This window comes from Roseibium suaedae (assembly GCF_900142725.1).
In the GTDB taxonomy this organism is placed as follows: domain Bacteria; phylum Pseudomonadota; class Alphaproteobacteria; order Rhizobiales; family Stappiaceae; genus Roseibium; species Roseibium suaedae.
On record NZ_FRBW01000002.1, the window covers coordinates 922347 to 940064 of the forward strand.

The following is a 17718-nucleotide window of genomic DNA, read 5'->3' on the forward strand; positions in this document are numbered from 1 at the left end:
CCGGGTCATGCCCGGGCCTTTCCTAATTCTCAACGCAAGGGGCTTGCCCCGGTTCAGCTCTTAGAACTTGTAGCTGATGCCGGCGCGAACCAGGCTCTGGTCGAAGTCAGTGCGGTAACCGGCACCACCGATCGAGTACTTTTCAGAACCGTAATCCTGATAGTCGTATTCGATGCGGGCGGTCACGTTCTGCGTGATGGCGCCTTCAACACCGGCACCAACGGTCCAGCCCACTGCAGTTTTGTCTTTCTTGTTGCCATTGACCTTGGTTTCAAGATCGGCAATTGCCAGACCACCCGTACCGTAGACCATGAACTTGTCGAAGGTGTAGCCCAGACGGCCGCGAACCGTGGAGTTCCAGGACGAGCTGTTCTTGAAGGTGTTGCCACCAACCGTCTTCGAATCTTCCATGTCGGAGAACATGAAGTCGGCTTCAACACCAGCCAGAACATTCGGGTTCAGCATGATGTTGTAACCGGCGTGAATGCCGCCGGTGACGCCGTTGGCGTCGATATCGGGAGCGTTGCGATTGTCAAAGTTGCCGAAACCCCAGCCCAGATTGGCACCGGCGTAGAAACCCGACCAGTCGAAGCGAGCGGCTGGTGCGTAGTTGTCGACATAGGGTGCCGGTTCCGCCGGCTGCGGAAGGTCGGCCGCGAACACAGGCGCGGCTACGCCGGTGATGGCGACGGCGGAAAGTCCTGCAAGTGCGAGACGCTTCATGATCATAACTCCAGATGTACTAGTCCAGTATGAAATGCGGACCGCCACCCGGCAGTCCCCATCCTCACCCGTCTGAAGTTATGAGCAGCCATTGTGGCCAATGAATTCGTAAAATTTGAAGATTCAGAGGCAAAATAAGGTCATTCCTTGACGTGCTTACCAGCACGTTAAGTTTTTCGCATTTTGCAAATTTACAAGGGGGTCCTAGCGGATGGGTTCCCCTGCAACTATCTATTGTCTATAAGACCGGCGCGCCAGAACACCCATGTTCAGGCGGGCTTCACCGCTCATAAATTACACGCCCAAAATCGGATCTCCAGGAAATGCTGCTTGAATACGTTAGCCTTGTAGGCGGCCTTGTCGCGCTCATCGTGGCAGGGGACATCCTCGTGAGAGGATCCGTCGGCATCGCAAAGCGTCTCGGCATTCCCAATCTGGTCATCGGCCTGACGATCGTCGCCTTCGGCACCTCTGCCCCCGAGCTGTTCATTTCGCTTGGCGCGGGCCTTGATGGCGCGGGTGGCCTTGCGATCGGCAATGTGGTGGGATCCAACATTGCCAATGTCCTGCTCGTCCTCGGCATGCCGGCCCTGATTGCGGCCACCCCCTGCGGCGAAGACGGGGCAACCCGCAATTCGGTCTTCATGGTCTTCGTGTCGGTGGTCTTCATCGGCCTTTGCTATCTCTCACCCATCGGCTTCTTCGCTGGCCTCGTGCTTCTGGCGCTGCTGGGCGTGTTCCTGTTCGATTCCGTGATGGCCACCCGCCGCCACCGCAAGGACAAGGCGGCCTGCTGCGGTGATGACGACGAGTTGGAAGAAGTGGAAGGCGTGCCGGAGACCATGTGGCTCGCGGGTCTTTATATTCTGCTTGGTCTGCTAGGCCTGCCGCTCGGCGCTCATTTCACCATTGAAGGGGCAACGGAGATTGCCAAGTCCTGGGGCGTCAGTGATGCAGTGATCGGCCTGACCGTCGTCGCCCTTGGCACGTCCCTGCCGGAACTTGCCACCTCTGTCATGGCTGCGATCCGTCAACAGGGCGCAGTCGCAATCGGCAACGTGATCGGTTCGAACATCTTCAATCTGCTTGCCATCATCGGCATCACCAGCGTGATCGTTCCGCTGCACGTTCCGGCGCAGATCATCTCCTTCGATGTCTGGGTCATGCTGGGTTGTGCCGTGCTGCTGCTCGCTCTTGCCCGCTGCCGGGTCTGTCTCGGCAAGATCACCGGCGCCCTGCTGTGTCTTGCCTATGGCCTCTACACATTTATGGTCTATTCCCTCAACACCCCGATCTGACGGCTTGCGACCTGCGTAAGTACCCAGTTCTCCGGCGAAATCTTCTTCTGCCGGAATGGTGAAACAGGAGAGATCATGGCTGCAACACCGCCGCCCGTTGCCATCATTACCGGCGCATCGAGCCGCATCGGCCGTGCCATCGCACTTGATCTGGCGGAAGCCGGCTGGTCGTTGGTGCTGCACGCTCACAGGAATGGCAGCAAGATCCGGGACCTCGCCGCAGAAGTTCAAACGCGTGGCGGCCGGGCGGTTGAACTCAGCGCAGATCTCACCGACGACAGCGCCAGGCAGGGCTTTCTCGGCAAGGCGCTAGAGGCTTTCGGCGGGGCAGATGTCCTGATCAACAATGCATCGATCTTCGAGGATGACTGCGCAGGAGATCTGGATCCCGCGCAATTCGATGCCCATATGGCCATCCATGCCAAGGCTCCCCTGTTCCTGGCAGATGGCTTTGCCAGCAGCCTCGATGACGGGCAGCAAGGCCTGGTGGTTAACATCATTGATCAGCGGGTCTGGAAGCTGACGCCCCAGGCACTGACCTACACCCTGTCCAAGGCCACGCTCTGGACTGCGACACAGGTTCTGGCCCAGGCATTGGCTCCGAAGATCCGCGTCAATGCCATTGGCCCCGGTCCAAGCTTCAAGAGCCCACGGCAAAGCGAGACGGATTTTGCCAGGCAGAAGGATGCCGTGCCGCTGCAACGTGGCCCAGACCCTTCGGAATTCGGCGCGACGATCCGTTATCTCTGGTCCGCACCTTCGGTTACCGGCCAGATGATCGCCCTGGATGGCGGCCAGCATCTGGCCTGGCAGACACCGGATGTCACGGACGTCGGGGAATGACCTCAGACCACGGAATCGGATAGAGTTTTTCTGCGGCCGGAAGAACGAAGACAAGGGGCCGCCCGGCCAGACAGCAGCACACATGCAAGACACACCCAGCACCCAAGACCCAACTGGCGAAGCCACCACCGGTGAAGACCAGTCCTCTCCTTTGATTGCCAAGGGTGTGGACGTGATCATCGATCAGGTGAAGCGCCTGCCCATGGGGCCCGGCGTCTACCGGATGCTCGATGAAGAAGGCAACGTGCTTTATGTCGGCAAGGCGCGCAGCCTGAAGAAGCGCGTGTCCAACTACACGAGACTTCAGGGCCAGTCGAACCGGATCATGCGCATGATCATGTCCACGGCTGCCATGGAATTCGTCGTCACCCGGACCGAAGCGGAAGCACTGCTTCTGGAAGCGAACCTGATCAAACGGCTTCGTCCGCGGTTCAATGTTCTGCTGCGCGACGACAAGTCCTTTCCCTATATCCTGATCACGGGCGACCATGCCGCCCCCGCTATCGTCAAGCATCGCGGCGCGCGCAAGCGCAAGGGCGAGTATTTTGGCCCCTTTGCCTCTGCAGGCGCAGTGGACCGGACAATCAACGCGCTTCAGAAAGCCTTTCTGATCCGCAACTGCTCGGACAGCTATTTCGAGAACAGGTCACGGCCCTGCCTGCTTTACCAGATCAAGCGTTGCGCCGGCCCCTGCACGGGGGAAATCAGCGGCGAGGACTACGGCGGACTGGTGGCTGAAGCGAAGGCCTTTCTCTCCGGCAGAAGCCAGCTGGTGAAAACCGAACTGGCCAAGCACATGGAAAGCGCTTCGGAGGTTCTCGACTTCGAAAGAGCCGCGATCTACCGTGACCGTCTGGCGGCCCTCTCGCATATTCAGTCCCATCAGGGCATCAACCCGCAGACCGTTGAAGAAGCAGACGTCTTTGCCATTCATCAGGAAGGCGGACAGACCTGCGTGCAGGTGTTTTTCTTCCGCACCGGCCAGAACTGGGGCAACCGGGCCTATTTCCCGAAGGCTGACAAGTCCTTCGATGAAAGCGCTGTGCTGGAAAGCTTCCTTGCCCAGTTCTATGACGACAAACCTGCACCCAGCCTCATTCTTCTGTCCCATGGGGTCGAGGAACTTGACCTCCTGTCGCAGGCTTTGAGCGAACGTGCAGGCCGGAAGGTCGAGATTGCCGTTCCCAAACGCGGCGAGAAGCGGGAACTGGTGGACCATGCCCAGACCAATGCCCGGGAAGCCCTGGGACGACGGCTTGCAGAAACGTCGAGCCAGGCGCGTCTTTTGGAAGGCGTGGCGGAAGCCTTTGGCCTCAAGGAAACGCCTCGGCGGATCGAGGTCTATGACAACTCTCACATCATGGGCACCAATGCGGTCGGTGGCATGATTGTGGCCGGTCCCGAAGGCTTCGCAAAAGCGCATTACCGCAAGTTCAACATCAAGTCCGAAGACCTGGTGCCCGGCGATGACTACGGCATGATGCGGGAGGTGCTGACCCGCCGCTTCTCGCGTCTCATGCGGGAACATGCAAGGCCCGAAGAAACCACGCAGGATGCTCCCGAAGACGACATTTCCCTGGGTGATGCGGACCTTCCCGTGGAGGCTGGTGCAGAAGGCGAAGAAGCGTCTTCGATGGACATTCCGGCCTGGCCGGATCTGGTGCTGATCGATGGCGGTCAGGGGCAGCTCGGCGCGGTTCAGGAAACGCTGTCGGAACTGGGTGTGACCGGCGTCCCCCTTGTCGGCATCGCCAAGGGACCAGACCGGGACGCTGGCCGGGAAAAGTTCTTCATTCCGGGCAAGCCGTCCTTCATGCTGCCCGAACGCGACCCAGTGCTCTATTTCGTCCAGCGACTGCGTGATGAAGCCCACCGGTTTGCCATCGGTTCCCACAGGGCCCGGCGCAAGAAGGACATCACCAAGAACCCGCTCGACGACATTGCCGGCATTGGTCCAACGCGCAAGCGCGCCCTGCTCCGGCACTTCGGCACAGCAAAAGCAGTGTCAAAAGCGGGCATGGATGACCTGATTGCGGTTCCGGGCATTTCAGAGGCCATCGCCAAACTGGTCTACGACCATTTCCACGAATAGGAGCGTTTTGCTCCGTGACCGATCTTGCCTGCGGATCGTTTTCCCCGGTCAATCATCGCGTTCTTGCGCAGAATCATTGAGCCTTGTGCGTGCCGCGTAAACAATCGCGGCCGCGCGAAGCGATTCCCGAGAACGACAGATAACAAGCCGGAAGCGATCATGGCCAAACTCTATTTCAACTACTCCTCCATGAATGCCGGCAAGTCGACCGTATTGCTCCAGGCCTCCTACAACTACGAGGAGCGGGGCATGAACACGCTGCTGTTCATCGCGGCTCTGGACCACCGTGCCGGCAAGGGCAGGATCGCCTCGCGTATCGGTCTCAGCTCTGAAGCGACAATCTTCGAGCGGGAAGATGACCTGTTCAGCCAGATCCAGGCGGCAATGGCCGCTGAGCCACTTCACGCCATATTTGTCGACGAGGCTCAATTTCTCACTGAGAAGCAGGTCTGGCAGCTTGCCCGCGTTGCTGATGAACTGCGCATTCCGGTGATGTGCTTTGGCCTTCGCACCGATTTCCAGGGCAAGCTCTTTCCCGGTAGCGCCGCCCTGCTCGCGATTGCCGACAATCTGCGGGAGATCAAGACCATCTGCTGGTGCGGCAGCAAGGCAACAATGGTTGCCCGTATGGATACAAACGGAAACATTGTCGACGAGGGCGAGCAGGTCGTGATTGGCGGTGAGGAGACTTATGTCTCACTCTGCCGCAAGCACTGGGCTGCAAAAAAGCTCAAGCCCTAGGCTTGCAGCTGTAACATTCAAAATCCAAGCTGATTCCCTAAGGGTCTGAAGTTACCTGTAATTTCAGCATCTCAACTTCGACAGCTAAGTTCGATTTCCGGACGGCGGTCTCAATCACGATTTTTTCATGTCACCAAAGAGGCCGATTTCCGCCACTGGTGACACCTGGATACATCTCGTCATTTTTTAGCCTCAATTGCACTCGAATTTCGCCGCAAACTACACTGTATAGTTTACCTGAAACACGAAGCTTCCTCCCAGGCTTCGTTCTCAAGGAAATGGCGACATATGACCCAGGCAATCCACCGTCTGGCTGCCGAAGCTCTGGCATTGCAGCATGCCGGGCAGATCGACGCGGCCATGCCCCTTTTCCGCGAAGTCCTGAAGCTGGATCCATCCCATGCACAGGCCAATTTCTCGATCGGAATCGCCACCTATCAGGCAGGCGATCTGCGCACCGCCCTCACCCACCTTGCGATTGCTGCCGAGAAAGCCCCCAAGCATCCGCAAACCCAGCAGCTTTTCGGTCTCGCCCTGATGAACTCAGGCGAATATCCGGGTGCCCGCGCCGCCTTGCGCAAGGCTGCCAGCCTCGCCCCGGACAACGCAGATATTCATGCCCATATGGGCGACCTGCACCGCCTTCGCCACAAACCGGTCCTCTCCCGCCAGAGTTATGAGAAAGCCTTGTCGCTGGATCCGTCCAATGGCTACGCACTGGTGGGCATGGGACAGCTTGAAATCTCCATCGGCAATATCGATCAGGCGACGGGCTGGTTCACAAAGGCCGTTCAGGCCGGCAAGGAACTGCCAACGGCCCTCCATCGTCTTGCTTTCACCAAACAGCACGAAACCCGTCCCACAGAACTCGATCTGATCGAAAAGCTCCTGAAGAGCAGTCAAATCGATACCAACCCGACCGCCAAGGCAGAACTGAATTGGGCCGCCGGAAAGATCTATTATGACCTGGGCGACACAGCCCATGCTTCCGACCACTTCCGCACTGCCCGCCGCATCCATTACGCCCCGTTCGACATTCCAGCCTACAAGGAACGGCTCGCCTTCCTGCGCGAGACCTTCGACCAGCGCTTCTTTGAACAGCGCGCAGGGATGGGTACCAATTCTGCCAAGCCGATCTTCATCTTCGGCATGCCGCGCTCCGGAACGACCCTTGCCGAACAGATCCTCGCCCGTCATTCGGATGTTGCCAGCGGCGGCGAACAACGTTTCTTCCGTCATTTCCAGAATGACTTCGGCATGCTGGCAAAACCGAGTGCCGCCCTCGAGGCCCGCCTGCGGGCCATGGGCAAAAGCGAGTTCCGGCTCCTTGCACAACGCTACATCGAGGACCTTAAGGCGGTGTCCAGCCGTACCCGGCATGTAACCGACAAGATGCCGCATAACTTCGAGATGCTCTGGCTGATGGCGATCCTGTTCCCGAAGGCCTCCTACATCCATTGCGTCCGCTCACCTGCAGACACTTGTGTTTCGCTCCTCTCTCACGCCATGTCCCCTGCCCATAATTATTGCCGCACACAAACCAGCGTCGGCACTTATTACCGGGAATACATGACGCTGATGGCGCACTGGAAGGAGGTCCTTCCCGTCGAGATCCGTGATCTCAGCTATGAGCGTCTCGTCCATGATCAGGTCGACCAGAGCCGCAGTCTTGTCGATCATTGCGGCCTGGATTGGCAGGACGCCTGTCTCGAATTCTACAAGGGCGACGCCCCGGTCACGACCATTTCGGACACCCAGGTCCGCAGACCGATCTTCCTGAGCTCGGTTGGACGCTGGATCCGTCACAAGGACTATCTCGGTGATCTTCTGGAAGCGCTCGGCCCCCATGCGCCCAGCGAAATGCATCTGGAACCCGGGATCAGATCATCGTCCGTTGAAGCAGGCCGTGCAGCCAATGACCGCCATCCCCGTCAGGCACCTCTGGCTTGTAACTTTTCCTGAGCCGGGAAATCTGCGGTTGCGGGCAACAAAACATGATCAGGACCTTCGCAATGATAGAAAGTGGCGGATTGCAAAGCCTTTCTGATATCAGCGCGTTACTGGAACCCTCCCTCGCGGCAGAGACAGTCCGATACAAATTCGCACATTTACGCCTTAATTCGGACCCATTTCTGCCAGAAATTAAACTCTAGAGTTTACCCTCTCCGCGCCGCTTTCTCCCAAGCCCGCGCAACAGAAAATTGGCGATACAATGAACCAGGCTGTCGAACGCATTGCTGCGGACGCACTCGCGTTGCAGCATGCAGGACGCATTGAGGAAGCGCTTTCCCTTTTCAAGGAGGTGCTGGATCAGTCTCCGTCTCATCCTCAGGCCAATTTTTCTCTTGGCATTGCGGCCTTTCAAGCGGGTCTGACCGGCCAAGCCATTGCCCATTTTCAGATCGCGGCCGCGAAAGCCAAAAAGCACCCTCAGGTTTTTCAGCTTCTCGGTCTTGCCCTACTCAAGCACAGGGATCTCAAGGGCGCCAAGGATGCCTTGAAGAAAGCCATTGCCCTGGCTCCCAAGGTGGCTGAGCTGCACGCTCAGCTTGGCGATGCCTACCGGCAGGACCGGAAGCCGGTGATGGCCCGGCAATGCTTCGAGCGGGCTCTCAAGCTGGACCCGGAAAATGGTTATGCCCTCGTGGGCCTCGGCAGCCTCGACGTCTCAATCGGAGAAATCGAAAGCGCCAAGAATTGGTTCTCCAAAGCCATTGCAGCCGGCAAGGAACTGGGTGCCGCTCATCATGGTCTGGCACTCGCCCGCCGGCACACGGAGCGCCCGGAGGAACTCGACCAGATAGAAGCCATACTTGCTGCCCCAGGCCAGGAAATGCCCACGGATGAGGCTGCTTCCCTGCACTGGGCGGCTGGCAAGGTCTATTACGATTTGGGAGAGTCCGAACGTGCAAGGGAGCACTACCAGCTCGCCCGTAACCTTCACTACAAGCCTTTCGACGCCGTGGCCCATGAAGAACGGATTGCCTTTCTGAAAGATGTCTTCACGAAAGAGTTTTTTGAAGAACGGCAGGATGCCGGCTCCTCCTCGAAGAAGCCTCTTTTCATTTTCGGCATGCCCCGGTCTGGAACGACCCTCGTCGAGCAGATTTTCAACCGCCACAGCAAGGTGACTGCGGGTGGAGAACTGTCCTTTTTCCTGGAAGCCCAGGACGCGCTCGATCTTGCCGGCAAGCCAAGCGCCGCACTCGAACAGCGCCTGCGTTCAATGGAAGACCGGGACTTCCGCAAGCTGGCATCACGGTATCTTGCCGTTCTGGACGGGATCAACAAGCGCGCCGAACGGGTCACCGACAAGATGCCCCACAATTTCGAGATGCTCTGGCTGATGGCTCTACTTTTCCCGAAGGCCACCTTCATTCATTGTGAGCGCGAGCCGGCCGACACCTGCATGTCGCTGCTGTCACATGCCTTGTCTCCGGAGCACAACTACGCCCATAGCCAGACCAGCGTCGGCGGATATTTCCGGACCTACGCGGGTCTGATGGATCATTGGAAGGAGAGCCTTCCCGTCACGATCCAGCCCCTGTCCTATGAAAAACTGGTTTCAGATCAGGAGAATGTCAGCCGGGACCTGATTGCATCCGCCGGGCTTGACTGGGAAGCGGCCTGTCTGGAGTTCTACAACAGCGACACGCCGGTCACGACCTTCTCGAATGCCCAGGTGCGCCGGCCAATGTACCAGTCATCTGTCGGACGCTGGCGGCGGCACAGCTCGTTCCTCGGCGATCTCTTCTGCGCACTCGGACCGCTCGCCCCGGCCAGCATGCAAGGCAGCAATTTTGCAGCTCCTCCCTCCCAGCAACCGGACACAGCCGACAATGATTGCACGGGATCCCGTAAAAGCGCTCATGCAACAGGAGGTATGACTTGATGCGGACGGGCGCACCAAGCTAAACCGTTGACGATGGATCCATCGGATCCGTGCCCTCGGATCTCGTGGAAGGAAAGATCATGCTTGGTGGACTGATGAAACGGCTTTTGGGATCGTCCGAGCCCAAGGCTCCGAAAGAAGAAGCCGCCATCGCCTACAAGGACTTCGATATCATTCCCGCCCCGCGCAATGTAAATGGCCAATGGCAGATTGCCGGCCGCATTGAGAAGGATGGCCCGGACGGCACGCGCCTCGTGCATCAGTTTATCCGTGCTGACACCTTGCCGTCAGAAAAGGATGCCATAGTGAATATGGTTCGGAAGGCGAAACTCGTCATTGATCAGCAAGGACAATCCTTGTTCGGCTGATGGTCAGGCCAGCACCTGCCTCGCGTTGACAGCCATCTGGTACCATGCTTGTGTCCGGTTCCCCATCCGGACCTGAAGATCCGAAAGACCATGAAAAGAAACGTCGCTCTCAGCCTGCCGAATATTCTCACCTATGGGCGCATCGCGGCGGTTCCCGCCGTCGCCGGCTGTTTCTATTTTGAAGGCAACACGCCGCGCTGGATTGCCCTCGGTATCTTTATCGTGGCCGCGATCACGGATTTCTTTGACGGCTATCTGGCCCGCGCCTGGCAGCAGCAGTCTGCCTTGGGCCGGATGCTGGACCCGATTGCGGACAAGCTTCTGGTATCGGTCTGCCTTCTGATGCTCGGCGCGGACGGTACCATCGGCGGCTGGTCCATGGCAGCGGCCATTATCATCCTTTGCCGTGAAATTCTCGTCTCGGGCTTGCGCGAATTTCTGGCTGAATTGCGGGTCAGCGTGCCCGTGACGCAACTTGCCAAATGGAAGACCACGGTTCAGCTTGTCGCCATCGCCTTGCTGCTTGCAGGTCCGGCAGGCGAAGTTGTGCTGCCGGGAACCGTGCTGGCTGGACTTGTCGCGCTCTGGTTTGCCGCCCTGCTCACGCTTTACACCGGCTACGATTACTTCCGCGTCGGCATCGGTCATCTGATCGAGGAATAACCGGGAGAGGACCAAAGGCATGACGGTTGAAATCCGCTACTTCGCATGGGTTCGCGAAAGGGTCGGCACTGAGGCTGAAACCCTGGACCTGCCGGAAGGGACACAGACGGTGTCCGATCTTCTGTCCTGGCTGAAGAACCGCGATGAACGTTTCGCCCATGCCTTTGAGGACATGGATACCATCCGGGTCGCTCTCGATCAGGAGCACTCAGAGCATGACCAGTTGATCGGCAACGCCCGGGAGATTGCCATCTTCCCTCCCATGACAGGGGGATAAGAGATGAGCGGCCCGATCACCCCGAAAGTTCTTATTCAGGCTGAGGACTTCGACGCTGCGGCGGAAGCCGGCGCACTCTCCGCCGGACGTAAGGATGTGGGTGCTCTGGTCACTTTCACCGGTCTGTGCCGCGACGAGGACGGCCGTCTCTCGGCACTTGAACTGGAACACTATCCCGGCATGGCAGAAGCGGAAATCACCCGCATCGCCAAGGAAGCCTGCAGCCGCTGGCCGCTCACCGGACTGACTGTCATTCACCGCTTCGGCAAGATTGCTCCAGGTGGCAACATTGTTCTCGTTGCTGCTGCCTCCTCCCACCGCCGTGCCGCTTTCGAAGCGGCTGACTACCTAATGGATTTCCTGAAAACCCGCGCGCCGTTCTGGAAGAAAGAACACCTGAAGGAAGGCAGTGAAGGATCCTGGGTAGAGGCAAAGACCATAGATGACGACGCCGCGAAGCGCTGGACTCCTGGTTGAGTCTTAGAAAAACTCTCCTTCTAATATATAAAACATATTCCTTCACCACTTGCGGCTGAAGCACTCTTTAGAACGACCCGGCGGTTTTCCGCCTCTTTCCAAACCACTCAAGCGGTTCCCGAGGTCAGTTTCATGTCCGCCCGTTCGCAAACATCCACTGAAGTTCACACCAACCCGGGAATTCCATTCCTGGAGTTCGTGATCATGATCGCGGCGCTGATGGCGCTGAATGCTCTGGCAATGGATGTCATGCTTCCCGCTCTGCCTGAAATCGGCAAAGCCTTTCAAATCGCAAACGAAAACGACCGGCAGCAAGTGCTGATCGCCTATCTGATAGGCTTTGGCGGCGCACAGCTGTTCTTTGGCCCGATTTCGGATTCTCTCGGCCGCCGGGGCGTCCTTCTGGGCGGCCTTGCTCTTTACGCTGCCGCCAGCGTTGCCTGCCTGCTCGCGGACACGCTGGACTTCCTGCTGATCTCCCGCGCCATTCAGGGCATAGGCTGCGCAGCCATCCGTGTTGTCGCGGTCTCCGTCGTGCGTGACTGCTACACAGGCCGCCAGATGGGCAAGGTCATGTCCCTTGTGATGATGATCTTCATGGCAGTCCCGATCATTGCCCCGTCCATTGGTCAGGTGATCCTGCTTATGGCCGGCTGGCACTGGATCTTCTCGATGCTGCTGGCTGCCGGCGTGATCATGCTGGTCTGGTGCATGATCCGTCTTCCGGAAACCCTGCCCGAGGAATATCGCAAGAGTTTCGATGTGGGCACGATCGGCCGCGCTTATCTGCAGGCGCTGAGCAACCGGGCGAGCCTCGGCTACATGCTGGCTGTCACCTTCGTGTTCGGTGGCCTGTTCTCCTTCATCACCATGTCCCAGCAGATCTTCGTCGAGATCTTCGGCCTCGGCGTCTGGTTCCCGGTTGTCTTTGCCGGGATCGCGATCTGCATGTCGATCAGTTCCTTCGTCAATTCGCGGCTGGTCGAGGCAATCGGCATGCGTTACCTCTCCCATGCAGCGACGTTGATCTACTGCCTGACCGGGCTGGCCCTGCTCATCACATCGCTGACCCTGGGCGAACATCTGGTCCTGTTCACGATCCTCGTCACGATCACCATGGGCTGCTTCGGCTTTGTCGGCGCAAACTTCAACACGATGGCCATGGAGCCCCTCGGCGACATTGCCGGCACGGCCTCGTCCGTCATCGGCTTCTGCACCACTCTTGGCGGAGCTTGCCTCGGCTATATCGTTGGCCAGTATTTTGACGGCACGACCATCCCGCTCGGTTTTGCCTTCTTCGGCTACGGTGTCTGCGCGATCTTTTGTGTGCTCTTCGCCGAACAGGGCCGTATGTTCAAGGCCCTGCACAAGGCCGCGTGAAACAACAAAAAGCCCGGCGGCCCATAGAACATGCCGGGCTTTTCCAATTCATGTTATCTGCCCCCCTGGCCGGTTCTGACCAGAGAAAGGCACAGGTATTCCCTCACTTGAAGGTGAAGGACCGCCCCCTGTAGGGACCCTTCGTATAGGTCAGCTCATAAGGGTATGACCCAGACTTCTTTTCCTTCTCGACCCTGAACGCATGCTGGCTGCCATCGCTCAGCTTCATGGTCACGACCCCCTTCGAACTGACACTGTAGGTGCCGGTCAGGGCCGCTGAGCCTTGATGCTTCATCGTGACTTTACCGCCAGAAAAGCTGGCAACAGATCCTGCGGAAAACCGCATGCTCTTGCCATTTGAAGACATGAAGCCGGAAAGCTCCTTGCCATTCATCGGTTCCGCGGAGACAGGACCGGCCAAACCGGCAGCAAGAAGCGTCAGCGCAATAAGCTTTTTCAAATTCAACTCCATCTAAGACAGATACAAACAGAAATACTTAAACTCATAGTGCCTGCAATTCCAAGCATGCACGTGAAATGACACCTGCTTGGAAACAAAAAAATGGCGGGGAAGCCCCGCCATTGTCTTGTGTCGGTCCGATGGATTAAATCGGCTAAAGCTTACTTCCCTGCGCGAACAGTTGCGTCATAGGCTTCCATCAGTGTCTTGGTGATATCGCCAACAGTGAAGCTGTAGGGCCCGATTTCGGACACTGGCGTCACTTCTGCAGCCGTACCAGTCAGGAAGCACTGCTCGAAGCCTTCCAGCTCTTCCGGCATAATGACCCGCTCGATGACCTCGATACCGCGGTCGCGGGCAAGGCCGATCACGGTGCGGCGCGTGATACCGTTCAGGAAACAGTCCGGGTTCGGCGTGTGGATCTTGCCATCCTTGATGAAGAACACATTGGCGCCTGTTGCTTCCGCAACCTGGCCACGCCAGTCCAGCATCAGGGCATCGGCATAGCCCTTGCGCTCGGCTTCATGCTTGGAGAGCGTGCAGATCATGTAAAGGCCTGCCGCCTTTGACTTGAACGGCGCGGTCTGCGGATCCGGACGGCGGTATTTCGCCATGTCGAGACGGATGCCCTTCAGGCGCTCTTCCGGCTTGAAGTAGCTCGGCCATTCCCAGGCTGCAATTGCCAGGTGGATGGTGTTGTGCTGAGCGGAAACGCCCATCATCTCGCTGCCGCGCCAGGCAACCGGGCGCAGATACGCATCAACAAGGTTCATCTTCGCCAGAAGCTCTTCCTTGGCGGCATTGATGACCTCTTCGGAATAGGGAATGTCGAAGCCCAGGACGTTCGCAGAGGCGTGGAGACGCTGCGTATGCTCTTCGGACTTGAAAATCCGGCCGCCATAGGCGCGCTCACCTTCAAAGACGCAGCTTGCGTAATGCAGGCCATGCGTCAGCACGTGCACCTTGGCATCTGTCCACGGCACGAACTCGCCGTCGTACCAGATTACACCGTCGCGCTGATCGAAAGGCAAACCTGCCATTTTCATTACTCCCGAACGCCCAAACGGCGTGGTTGTTCTTGTTGGCGCAGGCCCTGCCCCTCGGCTTCTCACCTGCGATATCATTGAGTGCGAACCCGTGTTTTGCACACGGCTCAAACAATCGGTATCTTAATCTCCGGGAATTGAATGGTTGGATTCGGTTCGGATCATTGCTTTGAGAGCACCAAACTGATCAAACATTTCGTCCAGAGTGCCCGCTCAGTAACAATCGACAAGAAACAAGTCAATATGACTGACGTAAACTTGAAAAACCTGCCACTTACTCACGATCTGGCCGGCCAGGACCGCAGGCCGGCGGAGGAGGCTGAGGACGGCATTCCCAAAGACCTGCCCTATGACATGATGGAGCTGCTGTTCTTCGCCTATCGTGACTTTACGGCAGATGCAGATGAATTGCTGACCGAATTCGGCTTTGGCCGGGCACATCACCGCGTCCTGCATTTCGTCGACAGGAACCCGGGCATCATGGTTACGGACCTTCTGTCAATCCTGGGCATCACCAAGCAAAGCCTCGGCCGTGTGCTCAAGCAGCTTGTCGACCTCGATTTCATCGAGCAGCAACCCGGTCCGATCGACCGCCGTCAGCGTCTGCTCTACACCACCCGCAAGGGGCATGATCTGGCGACCCGCCTGATGGCTGTCCAGACCATCCGGCTAGAGCGCGCCTTTGGCGATGTCCCGCCGGAAGCTGCGACCATCGTCCGCCAGTTTCTGTTCCAGATGATCAACGCGGAAATGCGCCCGGATGTTGCGCGGCTGATCAACAAGAAATACAGACCGAGTATGCCCTCCCGCCGGTTCTGATCCGGCCCTGCTGCCGCCTTTATTTCGCGCCATGCGAGTAGAGTGGCACAGGAACCGATGATGTCCGGCCAGCGCAGACAAGGAAGACCCAGTGAGCCCTCCAGACGACAACGCAAGCCACATTCTTCTGGTCGATGACGATGCGCGTATCCGTGATCTCCTGAGCCGCGTCCTGATGGAGAACAGCTACCGGGTCACCACGGCTGCCAACGCGGCCGAAGCACGGAAGTATCTGAGTGGCCTGAGTTTCGACCTGATCATCCTCGACATCATGATGCCGGGCGAGACCGGGCTGGAATTTGCCGTCTGGCTGCGCCAGCAATCCACCGTTCCGGTTCTGATGCTGACGGCCCGCTCCGACGCACTGGACCGGATTGCCGGACTGGAAGCTGGTGCCGACGACTATCTGGCAAAACCCTTCGAGCCACGCGAACTGATGTTGCGAATTTCCGCCATCCTGCGCCGCGGCGGTCCCAAGCGCACCGAGCTTTTGGGCGACGTGCGGTTCGGCCCCTTCGTTTTCAATCCGGTGCGGGGTGAATTGAAGAACGACGACCAGATCGTGCGTCTGACCGACCGGGAGAAGCAGATCCTCGGCATCTTCGCGGAACAGCCGGGAGCAACGGTTCCCCGCCACAAGATCGTCAGTGACGAAAGCGGCCTCGGTGAGCGCACAGTCGACGTCCAGATCAACCGCTTGCGCCGCAAGATCGAGATCGATCCAGGCAATCCGATCTATCTCCAGACCGTGCGCGGCATCGGATACCGCCTCGTCTGCGATTGAAAGACCTTTGGGAGGCATGAGCGCCGGAGATGGCCAATATCAAGCGCTACATGACCAGCGGCCCGCTGGCGAGACCGCTCAAGCCCCTGACGCAGATCTACATCACGGCAAGCAAGCTCCTTTACCGCTACATGCCGAAGGGGCTCTATACTCGCGCGCTGCTGATCATCCTGGCCCCCATCGCCATCCTGCAATCGGTTCTGGTGTCGGTCTTCATGGACCGGCATTACGATCTGGTCTCCCAGCGCATGTCGGAAGCCGTGGTGCGGGAAGTCGCCTCCATGGTCTTCGTTCTGGAGAACTTCCCGAGGGACCTGGCAGAAACCAAGCTGGAGTCCCTTGGCGGTGTGCTGAACCTGTCAGCCTCCCTGATGCCGCTGGAGCCTCTGCCGCCGCCCACGCCCAAGCCCTACTTCGATGTGATCGACAGAGGCCTGAGCCGGGCGATCAGCGAGCAGATCGGCAAACCCTTCTGGATCGATACGGTCGGCCGGTCCAGCTATGTGGAGATCCGCATCCAGTTGAAGGATGCGATCCTCAGGGTCTTCGCAAGGCGCAGCCAGACCTTCGCCTCCAACTCGCACATCTTCCTCGTCTGGATGTTCTCCACGTCCCTCGTCCTCGTCATCATCGCCATGGTGTTCCTGCGCAACCAGATCCGGCCCATCATCCGGCTGGCAAATGCGGCTGAAGGCTTCGGCAAGGGGCGGCCCGTGGAGGAGTTCCGGCCCAGTGGCGCGCGCGAGGTGCGCAGGGCGGCCCTTGCCTTCATCGAAATGCGCCGCCGCATCGAGCGCCAGATCGAACAGCGCACCACCATGCTGGCAGGCGTCAGCCATGATCTGCGCACGATCCTGACGCGGCTCCGGCTGCAGGTGGCCCTGTTCAAGCAGACCCCGGAAGCCGAAGCCATGCGCAAGGATGTGGACGAGATGAGCCACATGCTTGAGGACTATCTCGCCTTCGCAAGAGGCGACGGGGACGAAGCTGTTCAGGTCACCGACATGGCCCTGATGCTGGAGGAGCTGGAAGAGGAGGCGGAAATCTCCGGCACCAATCTTCGCGCCTCCTTTACCGGCGCTCCTGAAGTGGCACTGCGCCGGCTTGCCATCAAGCGCTGCCTGGCCAATCTGGCATCCAATGCCGCCAAGTTCGGAAAACAGGTCGAGGTGACCGGCACCTTTGCCAATGGCTGGTTGACGATCACCATCGACGATGATGGCCCAGGCATTCCGGCTGAGGCCCGTGAAGATGCCTTCCGGGCCTTTCACCGGCTGGACACGGCGCGCAATCAGGACCTCAGCGGCAGCGGCCTTGGCCTCTCCATTGCGCGGGACATTGCCCGCAGCCATGGGGGCGACATCTATCTGGAAGACAGTCCTCTGGGTGGCCTGCGAGCCCGACTCAGGATACCGGGCTAGTTTGCCAAGCCCCCGTTAGAACAGACGGCCGCCGATCGGGACGTCCTTGTCCGGGGCAATCAGCACGACTTCGCCAACAGCGTCCGGAACGCCGAGGGTCAGGACCTCTGAGCGCATCGGGCCGATCTGACGGGGTGGGAAATTGACCACCCCCATCACCAGCCGGCCAATCAACTCCTCCGGCTTGTAGTGCTTTGTGATCTGGGCAGAAGATTTCTTCAGGCCAATTTCAGGCCCGAAATCGATCACCATCTTGTAGGCAGGCTTGCGGGCTTCCGCGAAGACTTCAGCCTCCACCACCCGGCCCACCCGGATATCGACTTTCAGGAAATCATCGAAGGAAATCACCTCTGAGGAGGCGTCATGCTTTGGATCGGACACGGAAACGCTCGCGGATAGAGACAGGCAAAAGGTTGGGCCGGAAGAATGCCAAG

18 protein-coding genes are annotated in these 17718 nt (G+C 58.6%); 14 read left to right on the forward strand and 4 right to left on the reverse strand.

Going from position 1 to position 17718, the window contains the following annotated elements; translation table 11 throughout:
• Positions 1-60: 60 nt before the first annotated feature.
• Entirely contained in the window at positions 61-723 is a 663-nt protein-coding gene (locus BUA94_RS11255) for an outer membrane protein (RefSeq protein WP_073013834.1), read from the reverse strand.
• 323 nt (positions 724-1046) lie between these two features.
• Here BUA94_RS11255 and BUA94_RS11260 point away from each other — a divergent pair, with 323 nt between their 5' ends.
• The 11 genes from BUA94_RS11260 (at position 1047) to BUA94_RS11310 (ending at position 12754) form a co-directional block, all read left to right on the forward strand.
• The gene (locus BUA94_RS11260; RefSeq protein WP_073013090.1) at positions 1047-2021 is read left to right on the forward strand and encodes a calcium/sodium antiporter; all 975 of its coding nucleotides are present in this window, start codon (positions 1047-1049) and stop codon (positions 2019-2021) included.
• 75 nt (positions 2022-2096) lie between these two features.
• Positions 2097-2864 carry an SDR family oxidoreductase gene (locus BUA94_RS11265; protein ID WP_073013092.1) on the forward strand — a complete coding sequence of 256 codons (768 nt, stop codon included), beginning with the start codon at positions 2097-2099 and terminating at the stop codon, positions 2862-2864.
• 82 nt (positions 2865-2946) lie between these two features.
• Positions 2947-4956, forward strand: coding sequence for an excinuclease ABC subunit UvrC (uvrC, locus tag BUA94_RS11270; protein ID WP_073013094.1), 2010 nt, complete (start codon positions 2947-2949; stop codon positions 4954-4956).
• A gap of 159 nt (positions 4957-5115) precedes the next feature.
• A complete protein-coding gene (locus BUA94_RS11275; RefSeq protein WP_073013096.1) occupies positions 5116-5697 on the forward strand; it encodes a thymidine kinase in 582 nt (193 codons plus the stop codon).
• A gap of 288 nt (positions 5698-5985) precedes the next feature.
• The gene (locus BUA94_RS11280) at positions 5986-7659 is read left to right on the forward strand and encodes a tetratricopeptide repeat-containing sulfotransferase family protein (protein ID WP_073013099.1); all 1674 of its coding nucleotides are present in this window, start codon (positions 5986-5988) and stop codon (positions 7657-7659) included.
• A gap of 250 nt (positions 7660-7909) precedes the next feature.
• Positions 7910-9589: a tetratricopeptide repeat-containing sulfotransferase family protein gene (locus BUA94_RS11285; protein ID WP_073013101.1), complete on the forward strand. Its 1680-nt coding sequence runs from the start codon at positions 7910-7912 to the stop codon at positions 9587-9589.
• A gap of 80 nt (positions 9590-9669) precedes the next feature.
• On the forward strand, positions 9670-9957 hold the full coding sequence (locus BUA94_RS11290; RefSeq protein WP_073013102.1) for an HlyU family transcriptional regulator: 288 nt from the start codon (positions 9670-9672) through the stop codon (positions 9955-9957).
• Positions 9958-10047: 90 nt separating this feature from the next.
• Entirely contained in the window at positions 10048-10620 is a 573-nt protein-coding gene (gene pgsA, locus BUA94_RS11295) for a CDP-diacylglycerol--glycerol-3-phosphate 3-phosphatidyltransferase (RefSeq protein WP_073013104.1), read from the forward strand.
• Between the two features lie 19 nt (positions 10621-10639).
• On the forward strand, positions 10640-10897 hold the full coding sequence (moaD, locus tag BUA94_RS11300; protein ID WP_073013106.1) for a molybdopterin converting factor subunit 1: 258 nt from the start codon (positions 10640-10642) through the stop codon (positions 10895-10897).
• A gap of 3 nt (positions 10898-10900) precedes the next feature.
• Entirely contained in the window at positions 10901-11374 is a 474-nt protein-coding gene (locus BUA94_RS11305) for a molybdenum cofactor biosynthesis protein MoaE (protein WP_073013108.1), read from the forward strand.
• A 132-nt stretch (positions 11375-11506) separates the two neighbouring features.
• Positions 11507-12754, forward strand: coding sequence for a multidrug effflux MFS transporter (locus BUA94_RS11310; RefSeq protein ID WP_073013110.1), 1248 nt, complete (start codon positions 11507-11509; stop codon positions 12752-12754).
• Positions 12755-12857: 103 nt separating this feature from the next.
• Here the strand turns inward: BUA94_RS11310 and BUA94_RS11315 are convergent, their stop codons facing one another.
• Entirely contained in the window at positions 12858-13214 is a 357-nt protein-coding gene (locus tag BUA94_RS11315; RefSeq protein WP_073013112.1) for a hypothetical protein, read from the reverse strand.
• 161 nt (positions 13215-13375) lie between these two features.
• Positions 13376-14254: a branched-chain amino acid aminotransferase gene (locus BUA94_RS11320; RefSeq protein WP_073013835.1), complete on the reverse strand. Its 879-nt coding sequence runs from the start codon at positions 14252-14254 to the stop codon at positions 13376-13378.
• A 249-nt stretch (positions 14255-14503) separates the two neighbouring features.
• Between BUA94_RS11320 and BUA94_RS11325 the strand changes: the two genes are divergently transcribed.
• From BUA94_RS11325 to BUA94_RS11335, 3 genes are all read left to right on the forward strand, one after another.
• Positions 14504-15079, forward strand: a complete 576-nt coding sequence (locus BUA94_RS11325; RefSeq protein WP_084082018.1) for a MarR family winged helix-turn-helix transcriptional regulator — start codon at positions 14504-14506, stop codon at positions 15077-15079.
• Between the two features lie 91 nt (positions 15080-15170).
• A complete protein-coding gene (locus BUA94_RS11330; RefSeq protein WP_073013114.1) occupies positions 15171-15863 on the forward strand; it encodes a response regulator in 693 nt (230 codons plus the stop codon).
• A 50-nt stretch (positions 15864-15913) separates the two neighbouring features.
• Positions 15914-17284, forward strand: coding sequence for an ATP-binding protein (locus tag BUA94_RS11335; RefSeq protein ID WP_208980082.1), 1371 nt, complete (start codon positions 15914-15916; stop codon positions 17282-17284).
• A 15-nt stretch (positions 17285-17299) separates the two neighbouring features.
• Here BUA94_RS11335 and BUA94_RS11340 read toward each other — a convergent pair whose 3' ends face one another.
• Positions 17300-17665, reverse strand: a complete 366-nt coding sequence (locus tag BUA94_RS11340; RefSeq protein ID WP_073013837.1) for a tRNA-binding protein — start codon at positions 17663-17665, stop codon at positions 17300-17302.
• Between the last annotated feature and the right edge of the window lie 53 nt (positions 17666-17718).

Bases quoted from the DNA above. Each gene is read 5' to 3' on its own strand.
- BUA94_RS11255 (WP_073013834.1), bottom strand. From the start codon at position 723: ATGAAGCGTCTCGCACTTGCAGGACTTTCCGCCGTCGCCATCACCGGC.
- BUA94_RS11260 (WP_073013090.1), top strand. From the start codon at position 1,047: ATGCTGCTTGAATACGTTAGCCTTGTAGGCGGCCTTGTCGCGCTCATC.
- BUA94_RS11265 (WP_073013092.1), top strand. From the start codon at position 2,097: ATGGCTGCAACACCGCCGCCCGTTGCCATCATTACCGGCGCATCGAGC.
- uvrC (WP_073013094.1), top strand. From the start codon at position 2,947: ATGCAAGACACACCCAGCACCCAAGACCCAACTGGCGAAGCCACCACC.
- BUA94_RS11275 (WP_073013096.1), top strand. From the start codon at position 5,116: ATGGCCAAACTCTATTTCAACTACTCCTCCATGAATGCCGGCAAGTCG.
- BUA94_RS11280 (WP_073013099.1), top strand. From the start codon at position 5,986: ATGACCCAGGCAATCCACCGTCTGGCTGCCGAAGCTCTGGCATTGCAG.
- BUA94_RS11285 (WP_073013101.1), top strand. From the start codon at position 7,910: ATGAACCAGGCTGTCGAACGCATTGCTGCGGACGCACTCGCGTTGCAG.
- BUA94_RS11290 (WP_073013102.1), top strand. From the start codon at position 9,670: ATGCTTGGTGGACTGATGAAACGGCTTTTGGGATCGTCCGAGCCCAAG.
- pgsA (WP_073013104.1), top strand. From the start codon at position 10,048: ATGAAAAGAAACGTCGCTCTCAGCCTGCCGAATATTCTCACCTATGGG.
- moaD (WP_073013106.1), top strand. From the start codon at position 10,640: ATGACGGTTGAAATCCGCTACTTCGCATGGGTTCGCGAAAGGGTCGGC.
- BUA94_RS11305 (WP_073013108.1), top strand. From the start codon at position 10,901: ATGAGCGGCCCGATCACCCCGAAAGTTCTTATTCAGGCTGAGGACTTC.
- BUA94_RS11310 (WP_073013110.1), top strand. From the start codon at position 11,507: ATGTCCGCCCGTTCGCAAACATCCACTGAAGTTCACACCAACCCGGGA.
- BUA94_RS11320 (WP_073013835.1), bottom strand. From the start codon at position 14,254: ATGGCAGGTTTGCCTTTCGATCAGCGCGACGGTGTAATCTGGTACGAC.
- BUA94_RS11325 (WP_084082018.1), top strand. From the start codon at position 14,504: ATGACTGACGTAAACTTGAAAAACCTGCCACTTACTCACGATCTGGCC.
- BUA94_RS11335 (WP_208980082.1), top strand. From the start codon at position 15,914: ATGACCAGCGGCCCGCTGGCGAGACCGCTCAAGCCCCTGACGCAGATC.